Below are 12,896 nucleotides of genomic sequence, written 5' to 3' on the forward strand. Positions count from 1 at the left end.
ACGACCGACGCCGTCGCCGCTGCTAGGGTCAGCGGCGGTTCGTTAAGCCGGTCCCGTGAGGCCGGGACGACCGCTCCCCGTGTCCGAGACCACCGTCCTCGACGGCGACGACCTGTCGCGCACGCTCGCCCGGATCGCCCACGAGATCGTGGAGCGGCACCCGGACCCGTCCGAGCTCGTCGTCGTCGGCATCCACACGCGCGGGGCGGTCCTCGCCGCCCGGCTCCAGCGGCGCCTCAGCGAGCTGCTGGACCGCGAGGTCCCGCTCGGCGACCTCGACATCGCCTTCTACCGCGACGATCTCGCGACCCGCGGCGCCGGGGGCGCCGACCCGGCCGGGCCGGTGATCCACGCCACGCACCTCGACGCCGTGCCGGTCGAGGGGGCCTCGGTCGTGCTCGTCGACGACGTCCTCTACACCGGACGCACGATCCGGTCGGCGATCGAGGCGATCTTCGACTACGGCCGGCCCGGGCGGGTGCAGCTCGCCGTCCTCGTCGACCGCGGCCACCGCGAGCTGCCGTTCCGCGCCGACTACGTCGGGAAGAACCTGCCGACCGCCACCGCCGAGCGCGTGAACGTCCGGCTGGAGGAGGTCGACGGTCGCGACGAGGTCGCGATCGAGCGCGGCGACGCCCACCCCGACGACCCGGAGGCGCGCTGATGCGGCACCTGCTCTCGATCGAGGACCTCGACCGCGCGGCGATCGAGCGGATCTGCGACCGCGCCGCGTCGTTCGCCGAGGTCGCCGACCGGCCGATCAAGAAGGTCCCGGCGCTCCGCGGCCGCACGGTCCTGAACCTCTTCTACGAGTCCTCCACGCGCACCCGCTCGAGCTTCGAGCTGGCGGCGAAGCGGCTCTCGGCGGACGTCGTGAACTTCGCGGCGTCCGGCTCGTCGGTCGAGAAGGGCGAGTCGCTGCGCGACACCGTCCAGACGCTCGCCGCGCACCGCCCGCACGCGATCGTCGTGCGCACGCCGTGGGCCGGCGCGTCGCAGCTCATCACGAAGTGGACCGACGCGGCGATCGTCAACGCCGGCGACGGCCAGCACGAGCACCCGACCCAGGCGCTGCTGGACGTCTACACGCTGCGGTCGCGGCTCGGCTCGCTCGACGGCCTGCGCGCCTGGATCGTCGGCGACGTCCGTCACAGCCGCGTCGCCCGCTCGCTCGTGCTCGCGCTGCAGACGATGGGCGCGAAGGTCACCGTCTGCGGACCGCCGACCCTCATCCCGCAGGAGTTCGACGTCCTGGGGTGCGAGGTGCGCTACTCGCTCGACGGCCTGCAGGAGGCCGACGTCGTCTACACCCTGCGGATGCAGCACGAGCGGATGCGCCAGGCCTGGGTGCCGTCGCTGCGCGAGTACGCCGCCGTCTACCAGATCGACGCCCGCCGCCTGGGCCCCGACCAGCTGCTCATGCACCCCGGTCCGGTGAACCGCGGCGTCGAGCTCGCCGGCGACGTCGTCGACGGTCCGCGGTCGCTGATCCTCGACCAGGTGCGCGCCGGCGTGCTGGTGCGGATGGCCGTCCTCTACGAGGTGCTGGCCGCCACCCCCGCCGTCGCGCCCGATGCCCTGACCCCGGAGGTCGCCCGATGAGCCTGCGCCCCCTCGTCTGGTCCGGCGGGCCGGAGACCGACGCCGACCTGCTGATCCGGCACGCCCACGTGCTCGATCCCAACGACGGCATCGACGAGCCGGCCGACGTCCTCGTGCGCGGCGGCGAGATCGCGGAGATCGGCGCGCCCGGCTCCGTCGAGCCCGGCCCCGGCGTCGAGATCGTCGAGGGCGAGGGCCGCCATCTCTTCCCGGGCTTCGTGGACCCGCACGTCCACCTCCGCACGCCCGGCCAGGAGCACAAGGAGGACCTCGAGTCCGGCACGCTCTCGGCGGCCGCCGGCGGCTACTGCGCCGTGGTGGCGATGCCGAACACCTCACCCGTCGTGGACTCGGCGTCGCTCCTGGGCTCGCTGCGCGAGGCCGCGCTGCGGAGCGCCCGGATCCCCGTCGGCTTCACGGCGGCGATCACCCGCGGCCTGCAGGGCGACGAGCTGACCGAGATGGCCGAGCTGCGCGCCGCCGGCGCCGTCGGCTTCACCGACGACGGTCGCCCCGTGACGAGCGCCGGCGTCCTGCGTCGCGCGATCCAGTACCAGCGCCTCGCGGGCGGCGTCATCGCGCTGCACGAGGAGGACCCGACGCTCTCGGCCGGCGGCTCGATGCGCGAGGGCGCCGTCTCGGCCCGCCTCGGCCTGCCGGGCATCCCGAGCCTCTCGGAGTCGACGATGGTCGCCCGCGACGCCGCGATCGCCGGCTACGAGGGCGGGCGGGTGCACTTCCAGCACCTCTCGGCCGTCGCCTCGATCGAGGCGCTGCGCGCGGCGAAGGAGAAGGGCTACCGCGTCAGCGGCGAGGCCTCCCCGCACCACCTGCTGCTGACGCACGACGCCGTCCGCGAGCTCGACACCTCGATGAAGATGAACCCGCCGCTCGGGTTCGAGGAGGATCGCCAGGCCCTCATCGAGGGCCTGCGCGACGGCACCGTCGAGTGCATCGCGACCGACCACGCGCCGCACGCGCCGGACGAGAAGGACGTCCCGTTCGAGCAGGCCCCGATGGGCACGACCGGGCTCGAGTCCGCGTTCGCCGTCGTCTACACCGAGCTCGTGCGCCCCGGCGTCCTGCCGCTGGCCACCGTCGTCCAGCGGCTCGTCGCCGGCGCCGCGCTCATGGACCTCGAGACGCCGACCATCGCGGTCGGCGAGCGGGCGAACCTCGCGCTCGTGGACCTCGAGCGCGAGTGGACGGTCGGCGAGCACGGCTACGTGAGCCGCTCGCGCAACTGCTGCTTCGACGGCCGCCGCGTCCGCGGGCGCGTGCTGCTGACGGTCGCCGACGGCGGGGTCGCGCACACCGACCCCGCCCTGGGCGCGACCGCCTGACCCCTGTCCCGGAGGACCGGATCACCCTCATGACCGCCGCATCGGACGACCTGCGCCCCGCCTACCTGCTGCTGGAGGACGGCACCCGCTTCGACGGGCTCGCCTGCGGCGCCGCCGTGGACGCCACGGGGGAGGTCGTCTTCACGACCGGCATGGCCGGCTACCAGGAGTCGGTCACCGACCCGTCCTTCGCGGGGCAGCTGCTCGTCTTCACGTATCCGCAGATCGGCAACTACGGCGTCAGCGGCTCGGCGATGGAGTCCGACCGGATCCACGTCCGCGCCGTGATCATGCGCGAGGCGGTGAACCACGACGACGCGCCGGCGGCCGAGCAGGGCTGGCTGGACTGGCTGCGCGACTGCGGCGTGCCGGCGATCACCGGCGTCGACACGCGAGCGCTCACCCGCCACCTGCGCGACACCGGCGCGATGCGCGGGGGGCTCTTCGCCGGCGACGTGCCGACGGAGCAGGCGGCGGCCGCGGTCGCCGCCGAGCCGCCGATGGCCGGCCAGGACCTCGCGTCGACGGTGACGCCGGAGCGGGCCGAGATCGTCGGCGCCGAGAACGACGGGCCGCTGATCGCCGCGCTCGACACCGGCATCAAGCGGTCGATCGTCTCCGAGCTCGTCCGCCGCGGCGCGCGCGTGCGCCTGCATCCCCTGAGCGACGGTCCCGCCGCGGTCCTCGAGGGCGATCCCGACGCCGTCTTCCTCGCCAACGGCCCCGGCGACCCCGGCGCCGTGCCGCACGTCGTCGAGACGATCCGCGAGCTCATCGGGCAGAAGCCGATCTTCGGCATCTGCATGGGCCACCAGCTGCTCTGCCAGGCGGTGGGCCTGGAGACCTACAAGCTGCCGTTCGGCCACCGCGGCGGCAACCACCCGGTGAAGGACCTCACCACCGGTCGGGTGGAGATCACCTCCCAGAACCACGGCTTCGCGGTCCAGACGCCGGACGGCACGGGCCGGATCGACGGCGACGAGCCGGTGCGCTGGGAGACCGACTTCGGCCCCGCGCAGCTGAGCCACCTGAACCTCTACGACCGCACCGTCGAGGGGCTCGTCCTGCCCGAGGCCAACGCCGCCACGGTCCAGTACCACCCGGAGGCGGCGCCCGGCCCGAACGACGCCCACTACCTCTTCGACCGGTTCCTCGACCAGATCGGCAAGCGAGACGGCGCCCCGCCCTCCCTCGCCGGGATCACGAAGCAGACCGGCGACGCGGCCGCGAGGGCCGCGGGCGTGACCGGCGACGACGAGGCCGCTCGGTGAGCGCGGCCGACCGCCTGCAGATCGACCTCGACCCCCGGAGCGCCTGATGCCCCGCCGCGACGACATCCGCCGGATCATGATCCTCGGCTCCGGCCCGATCGTGATCGGCCAGGCCGCCGAGTTCGACTACTCCGGCGCGCAGGCCTGCAAGGTCCTGCGCGCGGAGGGCTACGAGGTCGTCCTCGTGAACTCCAACCCGGCGACGATCATGACCGACCCGGAGTTCGCCGACGCGACGTACGTCGAGCCGCTCCTGCCCGGTCCGGTCGCCCAGATCATCGCCAAGGAGCGTCCCGACGCGCTGCTGCCGACGCTCGGCGGCCAGACGGCGCTGAACCTCGCCAAGGCGCTGCACGAGGACGGCACGCTGGAGCGCTACGGCGTCGAGCTCATCGGCGCGAACTACGACGCGATCAACTGCGCCGAGGACCGCGACCTGTTCGCGATCGCGATGGAGAAGGCCGGGCTGAAGATGCCCGCCTCGATGATCATCCGCTCGAAGGAGGGCGACGCCGCCGACGGCGCGCCGCTCCCGGCCGCGGAGGTCGAGCGCCAGATCGCCGAGGCGCTCGAGATCGCGGGCCTGCCGGCGATCGTCCGCCCGGCGTTCACGCTCGGCGGCCGCGGCGGCGGCATCGCCCGGACCGAGGAGCAGTTCCGCCAGATCGTCCGCGGCGGGCTCGACGCCTCGCCGATCGGCCAGGTCCTCGTGGACCAGTCCGTGATCGGGTGGGGCGAGTTCGAGCTCGAGGTGATGCGCGATCACGCCGACAACGTCGTGATCGTCTGCTCGATCGAGAACATCGACCCGATGGGCGTGCACACCGGCGACTCGGTGACCGTCGCCCCGCAGCAGTCGCTCACCGACCGCCTCTACCAGCAGCTGCGCGACCAGGCGATCCGCGTGATCCGCGCGGTCGGCGTGGAGACCGGCGGCTCGAACGTGCAGTTCGCGGTCAATCCCGAGACCGAGGAGATCCTCGTCATCGAGATGAACCCGCGCGTCTCGCGCAGCTCGGCGCTGGCGTCGAAGGCGACCGGCTTCCCGATCGCGAAGATCGCCGCGCGGCTCGCCGTCGGCTACCGGCTCGAGGAGATCACGAACGACATCACGAAGGCGACGCCGGCTGCCTTCGAGCCGACGATCGACTACGTCGTCGTGAAGTGGCCGCGGTTCGCGTTCGAGAAGTTCGTCGGGGTCGACGAGCGGCTCTCGACGCACATGAAGAGCGTCGGCGAGGCGATGGCCATCGGCCGCACGTTCCGCCAGGCGTTCGTGAAGGCGATGCGCTCGCGCGAGCTCGACGCGAAGGTCGTCATCGGCGAGGACGAGAGCGTCGAGGACCTCGTCGAGCGGATCCGCGAGCCGCGCACCGAGCGCTACGACGTCCTGCTCGAGGCGATCCGCCGCGGCGCGACCGACGAGCAGCTCCACGAGAGCACCGGGATCGACGCGTGGTACCTCGCCGAGCTGCGCGCGATCGCGCTCGGCGCCGATCCCACGCCGGGCGACGACGCACAGCTCGTTCGGACGTTCAAGTCCGTCGACACCTGCGCCGCCGAGTTCGCCGCCTCGACGCCGTACTTCTACTCCGGCTGGGAGCGGCCCGTCGTGGGCGCCGACGGCGTGGCCCGCCCCGCCCACGAGGTCGCCGCGGGGAGCGACCGGCAGGCGGTGGTCATCCTCGGTGCCGGCCCGAACCGGATCGGCCAGGGCATCGAGTTCGACTACTGCTGCGTCCACGCCGCGATGACCGTCCGCGCCAGCGGCCGGGACGCGGTGATGATCAACTGCAACCCCGAGACGGTCTCCACCGACTACGACACGTCGGACCGGCTGTACTTCGAGCCGCTGACGCTCGAGGACGTCCTCGGCGTGATCGAGGTCGAGCGACAGGCCTCCGGACGCGACGACGTCGCGGTGATCGTCCAGTTCGGCGGCCAGACGCCGCTGCGCCTCGCCGAGGGCCTCCAGGCCGCCGGCGTGCCGATCCTCGGCACCGGGGTCGAGGCGATCGACCGGGCCGAGGACCGCGGCGCGTTCGGCGACGTGCTCGCGAAGCTCGGCTACCAGGCGCCGCCCTACGCGACGGCGACCGACTTCGACGGCGCGCTGGAGGCGGGCGACCGCGTCGGCTATCCCCTGCTCGTGCGCCCGAGCTACGTGCTCGGCGGACGCGCGATGGAGATCGTCTACGGCCGCGACGGCCTGGCGGACTACCTCGAGCGCGAGGCGGACACGACGTCCGGCAAGGCGATCTTCCTCGATCGGTTCCTCGAGAACGCGATCGAGGTCGACGTCGACGCGCTCTGCGACGGCGAGGACGTCTGGGTCGGCGGCATCATGCAGCACGTCGAGGAGGCCGGGATCCACTCCGGCGACTCGGCGTGCGTCCTGCCGCCGCACTCGCTCGGCCACGAGATGGTCGACCGGATCCGGGAGTGGACGCGCGGCATCGCGCTCGAGCTCGGCGTGCGCGGGCTGATCAACATCCAGTTCGCCGTCCACGGGGGCGAGCTCTACGTCATCGAGGCGAACCCGCGCGCGTCGCGGACCGTCCCGTTCGTCTCGAAGGCGATCGGCGTCCCGCTGGCGAAGATGGCCTGCCGGATCATGCTCGGCGAGCGCATCGCCGATCTCGACCTGCCCGCCGATCCGTTCGCCGGCGGCCACATCGCGGTGAAGGAGGCGGTGCTGCCGTTCGACCGGTTCGTCGGCTCGGACGCGCTGCTCGGTCCCGAGATGCGCTCCACCGGCGAGGTCATGGGCGTGGCGCGGGACTTCCCGGCCGCGTTCGCGAAGGCCCAGGCCGCGGCAGGCTCGCCCCTGCCGTCCGGGGGCACGGCGTTCATCTCCGTGACCGACGCCGACAAGCCGGGTGCCGTGGCGGTGGCCCAGCTCCTGCACGACCTCGGGTTCGAGCTCCTCGCCACCCGGGGCACCCAGGAGTCGATCGCGCGGATGGGCGTCCCGTGCGAGCCGGTGGCCAAGCTCCAGGACGTGCTGCCGGACACGGGTGCCGACCCGTCCGGCCACCGCACCGCGGTCGCCGGCATCGAGGCGGGGGAGATCGTCCTCGTCGTGAACACCCCGACCGGCTCGGGCGCGCGCACCGACGGCTACGAGATCCGGCGGGCCGCGATCACGGCCGGGGTGCCGTGCCTGACGACGGTCTCCGCGGGCCTCGCCGCCGCGCGGGCGATCAAGGCCGCCTCCGAGGGCGAGCTCGAGGTCGTCGCCCTGCAGGAGCTCTAGCGCGCGGACGACCGGTCCGGCCGCGGCGGCACCCGGCGCGGGTCGTCCGGCGCGGCGGCGGGCCCGCGCCCGCGCTCGCTCGCGGCGGCCGGCTTACCGGCCGGCGCGGGCGACGGCGCGGTCGATCCGGCGCACGAGCCCGGGCCCGCGGTAGACCATCGCGGTGTAGAGCTGCAGCAGGCTCGCGCCCGCGTCGAGCATCCGCAGCGCGTCGTCGGGCGAGCCGATGCCGCCGACCCCGATCACCGGCAGGCGACCGCCGGTCTCGGCCACCACCCGCGCGACGACCTCGCGAGCGCGCTCGCGCAGCGGCCGCCCGCTGAGGCCTCCCGCCTCACCCGCCAGGGGCGCGTCCGCGCCCGCCAGGCCGGCCCGGCCGATGGTCGTGTTCGTGGCGATGAGCCCGGCGACGGCGTGCGCGTCGCAGACCTCGAGCAGCTCGTGGATCGCCGCGTCGTCGAGGTCGGGGGCGATCTTCACGAGCAGCGGCACGGGGGACGCGTCGCCCGCGAGGGCGACCGCCTCCTCGCGCAGTCCGCCGACGAGCTCGTCGAGCGCGGCCCGGTCCTGCAGGCCGCGCAGGCCCGGCGTGTTCGGCGAGCTCACGTTGATCGCGACGTAGTCGGCGAAGGGCGCGAGCAGCCGGAGCGAGCGACGGTAGTCCTCCAGCGCGTCCTCGACGGGGGTCGCCTTCGACTTGCCGAGGCTCACGCCGAGCGGGGCGCCGAGCGGCCCGAGCTGCCGCAGCCGCGCGGCGAGCGCCGCGGCGCCGCGGTTGTTGAAGCCCATCCGGTTGATGACGGCCTCGCTCTCCGGCAGGCGGAAGAGCCGAGGGCGCGGGTTGCCGGGCTGGGGGAGGGCGGTGACGGTCCCGACCTCGACGAACCCGAAGCCCAGCGCCGTCCACGCGGGGAGGGCCGAGCCGTCCTTGTCCGCGCCGGCGGCGAGCCCCAGGACGCCCGGGAAGCGGACCCCGAAGACGGTCCGCGGGGTCCGCGGTCCGCACGCCTGGGAGATCGCATGCAGCAGCGCCGGTCGTCGCGACAGCCGGGCGAGCCCGGCCACGGTCCGGGCGTGAGCGACCTCGGCGTCGCCTCCGCCGAGGGAGAAGAGCAGCGGGCGGACCGTTCGCTCGTACAGCACGGGCGACATCGTGCCACGGGCGCCGTACGCACCGACGGCCGCCGCCGCCGCGCCGCGGGCCCGACCTCCGCTCCACGTCCCTTGACCTCGACTTCAGGTCGAGGTGAGTTGCCGAACACGGCCCGCGCCGGCGCCGATCGGGGGGTAGACTCGCCGACCGATGTCGTCCCCGGCCAACGCTCCGTCCAAGTCCTCCGTCACCACTCCGGAGCGGTCGCTCAACCAGCGACTGGACGCGCTGCAGCGCGCCAACGAGGTGCGGTCGAAGCGGGCGGCGCTGAAGCGGGACCTGAAGTCCGGACGGCAGTCGATCGATCGGCTCCTCGAGTCGCCGCCGGAGTGGCTCGAGACGGCGAAGGTCATGGACATGCTCTTGGCCGTTCCGAAGTACGGGCGCGTCCGCGCCGGGAAGATCCTCGCCCAGTGCCGGATCTCCGCGTCGAAGACGATCGGCGGCCTCACGCCGCGCCAGCGCGCCGAGCTCGTCCAGGCGCTCCGGCAGCCGCGCGGCTGACCCCGGGCGGTGGCGCGCGTCTTCGTCATCACCGGTCCCTCGGGGGTCGGCAAGGGCACGCTTATCCGTCGCCTCCGCGCGGCGGTGCCGGAGCTGCGCCTGAGCGTCTCCGCGACGACCCGCGCGCCGCGCGCGGGCGAGCAGGACGGTCGCGACTACTGGTTCCTCGACGAGGAGACCTTCCACCGGAAGGTCGAGGACGGGGAGTTCGTCGAGCACGCCGAGTACGCCGGCCGCCGGTACGGCACCCTGCGGTCCGAGCTCGAGCGCCATCTCGCCGCCGGCGCGCCCGTCGTGCTGGAGATCGAGGTCCAGGGCGCGCAGCAGATCCGCGGGACGATGCCCGAGGCGGTCCAGGTGTTCGTCGCGCCGCCGAGCTTCGACGTCCTGCGCGAGCGGCTCGCCGGTCGGGGGACCGACGACCCCGAGGTCATCGAGCGCCGGCTCGACGTCGCCCGGGGCGAGCTGCGCCAGCAGGAGCAGTTCGACCACCTGCTGGTCAACGACGACCTCGACGCGACCACCGAGCGGCTCGTCGGGATCGTGCGCGAGCAGCTCGCGACCGCCACGGCCGGCTGAGGGCGCCGGGCCGGGACGCCGCGGTGCGGCCCGCTACACTGGCTTGGATGATCTCGCCGCGGATGGACCAGCTGCTCGACAACGTCGACTCGCACTACGCGTCGGTCCTCGTCGCCGCCAAGCGCGCGCGGCAGATCAACGCCTACTACCACAACCTCGGCGAGGGCGCCTTCGACGAGTTCCCGCCGCCGATGGTCGAGACGGCGTCGAAGAACTACCTCACGATCGCCCTCGAGGAAGTCGCGGCGGGCAAGATCTCCTACCGGTACCGCTGACCCGCGGACACCGGACCTGCCGACGGGCCGCCCCAGGGCGGCCCGTCGTCGTCCTCGAGCCCGGCGACCGCCCGCGTGCAGCGCGGCTCCCGCCGAGGGGCCGGCGACCCGTGGGCGCGTAGGCTCCCCGTCGATGGCACGTCTGCTGCTCGGGGTCACCGGCGGGATCGCCGCCTACAAGGCCGTCCACCTGGTCCGGCTCGCGACGGGCGCCGGCCACGCGGTGCGCGTCCTCCAGACGCCGGCGAGCCAGCGGTTCGTCGCGCCGGAGACGTTCCGCGCCATCACCGGCGCCCCGGTCCTCGTCGACGAGTGGCAGCCGGACCCGCTGCGCGGGGCCTTCCCCGGGGACCCCGTGCCGGCGCACGAGCCGATCAGCCACCTGGCGGTCGTCGAGGCCGCCGACGCCTACGTCGTCGCCCCGGCGACGGCGAACACGATCGCCGCGCTCGCCCAGGGCCGCGCCGACAACCTCGTCACCTCCGCGTACCTCGCCGCCGACGGCCCGGTGCTCGTGGCGCCCGCGATGAACCACCGGATGTGGCACCACCCCGCCACCGCCCGCAACGTCGCGCAGCTGACGCAGGACGGCGCGACGATCGTCCCGCCCGGGTCCGGGCGGCTCGCGTCGATCGGCGAGTCCGGCGACGGCCGGCTCGCCGAGCCCGAGCAGCTCCTCGCCGCGATCGAGGCCGCGCTCGGCCGCGGCAGGGACCTCGCCGGCGTGCGGCTCCTCGTCTCGGCGGGCGGCACGCGCGAGCCGATCGACGCGGTCCGCTACGTCGGCAACCGCTCCTCGGGGCGCATGGGCTACGCGGTCGCGGCGCGCGCGGCCGCGCGCGGCGCCGAGGTCATCGTCGTCGCGGCGAACGTCGCGCTGCCCGACCCGCCGGGCGCGCGGGTCGTGCGCGTCGGGACCGCCGAGGAGCTGCGCCAGGCCTGCGGCTCGGCGTTCGCGGAGGCCGACGTCCTCGTGATGGCCGCCGCGGTCGCGGACTTCCGACCGGCCGATCCCGCCGGCGGGAAGATCAAGAAGGACGGCCGCGAGGGCCTGACGATCGAGCTCGAGTCGACGGTCGACGTCCTGCGCGAGCTGTCCGCCGCTCGCCGTCCGGGCCAGACGCTCATCGGCTTCGCCGCCGAGCACGGCGAGGGCGCGCTCGAGCACGCCCGCGGCAAGCTCCGGCGCAAGGGCCTCGACGGCGTCGTCCTGAACGACGTCTCCCAGCCCGGGATCGCCTTCGACGCGACCGACAACGCGGTGACGATCGTGACCGCGGAGGACGAGCGCGTCGTCGCGCGCGCGGCGAAGGAGCAGATCGCCGACGCGATCCTCGACCGCGTCCTCGAGCTGCGCGCCGCGGCGTCCTGAGCCGCACGCGACGGCGCGGGACGGACGCGGCGCGCCGTTTCCGCTTGACCGGGTTGTCACACTCGGTGTGGAGGTTCGCGACATGCCCGACGCCTACGAGCTCTATCGATCCGGTGCCGCCCTGCTGGAGCACGGCGACCATCACGCCGCCACGTTGCCGCTCATGCGGGCCCGCGACCTCGAGCCCGACTCGCGGATGGTGCGCGAGGCGCTCGGGCGCGCGCTCTTCGGCGCCCAGCGGTTCCGCGAGGCCGCCGGGGAGTTCGCCGCGGTCGTCGACGCCGAGCCGAACAACGACTACGCGCAGTTCTGCCTCGGTCGCGCGCTGCAGCTGCTCGGCCGGCACGCGGAGGCCCGCCCGCCGCTGACGATGGCCGCGCTGCTGCAGCCCCAGCGCGCGGACTACCGCGTGTACCGCGACCGGACGATCGCCGCGCTCGAGCGCGAGGTCGCCGACGACGCCTGACCGTCGCGCCGCGGGCCGGGGACGCCGTCCGGCCCGGCCCGCGCGGCGGCGCGCCGGCCACCGAGCGGCCGGGCTCCGGCGCGGCGGGTCACGCGTGCGCGGCGACCGCGCGGACCGCGGCCGCCGCGTCGAGCAGGCGGCCGAGGAGCTCGTCGACCGCGGCGGCCCGCACCCCGTCCGCCGGCAGGTCGCCCTGGACCCACACCGCGCCGGCCGCCGACGTCGCGAACCGCACGAGGCGCAGGTCGCGGCGGTTGCGGTGCAGGAGCCAGCCGGGGTCGACCCGTCCGGGGGCGCAGGCCTCGGCCTGGGCGCGCAGGAGCCCGCCGCGCAGCGCGAGCCCGACGTGCAGCGGCAAGCCCGCGCACGGGACGGTCAGTCCCCACTCGCCGGGAGCCGGCCGGTGGGCGGCCACGCCGGCGCTACGCAGGGCTTCCTCGACGGCCGCCGCCGCCCCGTCGTGCTCCCCCGGGGGCGGGTGCCCCGGTCGATGCCCTGCTGCCGGCCGCATCCGCCGATGGTACGATCGGTCTCCGTCGTCTCCGGACGCCGGACAACCCCAGCATTCGAGGACGCCGCACCGCGGCACTCCGAGGCGGGCATCGAGCCCGCCTTTTTCGTGGCCGAACACCACCCGATGACCACTTCCATCCAGGACACCGTCGAAGCCCGCCTCCGGGACGCCGCCCCGGCGGTCGAGGTGCTGCTGGCCGAGGTCGTCTCGGGCGGCACGCTCCGCGTGGTCATCGACCATCCCGACGGGGTCACGCTCGACCTCTGCGCGGAGGTCACGCACCACCTCGGCGAGCTGCGCGAGCAGTACGCGATCGAGGTGTCCTCGCCCGGCACGGAGCGTCCGCTCGTGAAGCCGGAGCACTTCCGTCGCTACGTCGGCCGGCGCGTGCGGGTCCGCACCCGCGAGCCGCTGGACGGCGTCGGCACCCGGCCCCGCCGGTCCTTCTCCGGGGAGCTCGTCGGCGCGGACGACGTCGCCGTCACGCTCGCCGCCGACGACGGGATGGTCACGGTCCCGTACGCCGGCATCCACCGCAGCAACCTGATCGAGGAGTAGCCC

At 74.5% G+C, this 12,896-nt stretch carries 13 protein-coding genes; 11 read left to right on the forward strand and 2 right to left on the reverse strand.

Annotated elements, in window-relative coordinates:
* The first annotated feature begins 79 nt into the window (after positions 1–79).
* The 5 genes from pyrR to carB are packed head-to-tail and all read left to right on the forward strand — an operon-like array spanning position 80 to position 7,472.
* Positions 80–664 carry a bifunctional pyr operon transcriptional regulator/uracil phosphoribosyltransferase PyrR gene (gene pyrR / locus SK069_RS00430; RefSeq protein ID WP_319952196.1) on the forward strand — a complete coding sequence of 195 codons (585 nt, stop codon included), beginning with the start codon at positions 80–82 and terminating at the stop codon, positions 662–664.
* Entirely contained in the window at positions 664–1,602 is a 939-nt protein-coding gene (locus tag SK069_RS00435; RefSeq protein ID WP_319952197.1) for an aspartate carbamoyltransferase catalytic subunit, read from the forward strand. Before pyrR ends, SK069_RS00435 begins: the two co-directional genes overlap by 1 nt.
* Positions 1,599–2,945: a dihydroorotase gene (locus tag SK069_RS00440; RefSeq protein ID WP_319952198.1), complete on the forward strand. Its 1,347-nt coding sequence runs from the start codon at positions 1,599–1,601 to the stop codon at positions 2,943–2,945. Before SK069_RS00435 ends, SK069_RS00440 begins: the two co-directional genes overlap by 4 nt.
* 29 nt (positions 2,946–2,974) lie before the next feature.
* Positions 2,975–4,216 carry a glutamine-hydrolyzing carbamoyl-phosphate synthase small subunit gene (carA, locus tag SK069_RS00445; protein WP_319952199.1) on the forward strand — a complete coding sequence of 414 codons (1,242 nt, stop codon included), beginning with the start codon at positions 2,975–2,977 and terminating at the stop codon, positions 4,214–4,216.
* A 46-nt stretch (positions 4,217–4,262) separates the two neighbouring features.
* Positions 4,263–7,472 (forward strand): carbamoyl-phosphate synthase large subunit, encoded by a 3,210-nt coding sequence (gene carB / locus SK069_RS00450; protein WP_319952200.1) that lies wholly within the window; start codon positions 4,263–4,265, stop codon positions 7,470–7,472.
* 93 nt (positions 7,473–7,565) lie between these two features.
* On the opposite strand, the gene SK069_RS00455 is transcribed toward carB, so the two are convergent.
* A complete protein-coding gene (locus tag SK069_RS00455; RefSeq protein WP_319952201.1) occupies positions 7,566–8,615 on the reverse strand; it encodes a quinone-dependent dihydroorotate dehydrogenase in 1,050 nt (349 codons plus the stop codon).
* A gap of 160 nt (positions 8,616–8,775) precedes the next feature.
* Here SK069_RS00455 and mihF point away from each other — a divergent pair, with 160 nt between their 5' ends.
* The 5 genes from mihF (at position 8,776) to SK069_RS00480 (ending at position 11,821) form a co-directional block, all read left to right on the forward strand.
* Complete coding sequence (gene mihF / locus SK069_RS00460; protein WP_319952202.1) at positions 8,776–9,129, forward strand: integration host factor, actinobacterial type; 354 nt, start codon at positions 8,776–8,778, stop codon at positions 9,127–9,129.
* 9 nt (positions 9,130–9,138) lie between these two features.
* Positions 9,139–9,708: a guanylate kinase gene (gene gmk, locus SK069_RS00465; protein WP_319952203.1), complete on the forward strand. Its 570-nt coding sequence runs from the start codon at positions 9,139–9,141 to the stop codon at positions 9,706–9,708.
* 47 nt (positions 9,709–9,755) lie between these two features.
* On the forward strand, positions 9,756–9,983 hold the full coding sequence (gene rpoZ / locus SK069_RS00470; RefSeq protein WP_319952204.1) for a DNA-directed RNA polymerase subunit omega: 228 nt from the start codon (positions 9,756–9,758) through the stop codon (positions 9,981–9,983).
* A 133-nt stretch (positions 9,984–10,116) separates the two neighbouring features.
* Positions 10,117–11,355 carry a bifunctional phosphopantothenoylcysteine decarboxylase/phosphopantothenate--cysteine ligase CoaBC gene (gene coaBC / locus SK069_RS00475; protein WP_319952205.1) on the forward strand — a complete coding sequence of 413 codons (1,239 nt, stop codon included), beginning with the start codon at positions 10,117–10,119 and terminating at the stop codon, positions 11,353–11,355.
* 82 nt (positions 11,356–11,437) lie between these two features.
* On the forward strand, positions 11,438–11,821 hold the full coding sequence (locus SK069_RS00480) for a hypothetical protein (protein ID WP_319952206.1): 384 nt from the start codon (positions 11,438–11,440) through the stop codon (positions 11,819–11,821).
* Positions 11,822–11,909: 88 nt separating this feature from the next.
* Here the strand turns inward: SK069_RS00480 and SK069_RS00485 are convergent, their stop codons facing one another.
* A complete protein-coding gene (locus tag SK069_RS00485) occupies positions 11,910–12,332 on the reverse strand; it encodes a hypothetical protein (RefSeq protein WP_319952207.1) in 423 nt (140 codons plus the stop codon).
* Between the two features lie 126 nt (positions 12,333–12,458).
* Between SK069_RS00485 and SK069_RS00490 the strand changes: the two genes are divergently transcribed.
* A complete protein-coding gene (locus SK069_RS00490; RefSeq protein ID WP_319952208.1) occupies positions 12,459–12,893 on the forward strand; it encodes a ribosome maturation factor RimP in 435 nt (144 codons plus the stop codon).
* Positions 12,894–12,896 lie beyond the last annotated feature (3 nt).

The sequence above is a fragment of the Patulibacter brassicae genome (assembly GCF_033949425.1).
GTDB classification, from domain to species: Bacteria; Actinomycetota; Thermoleophilia; order Solirubrobacterales; family Solirubrobacteraceae; genus Patulibacter; species Patulibacter brassicae.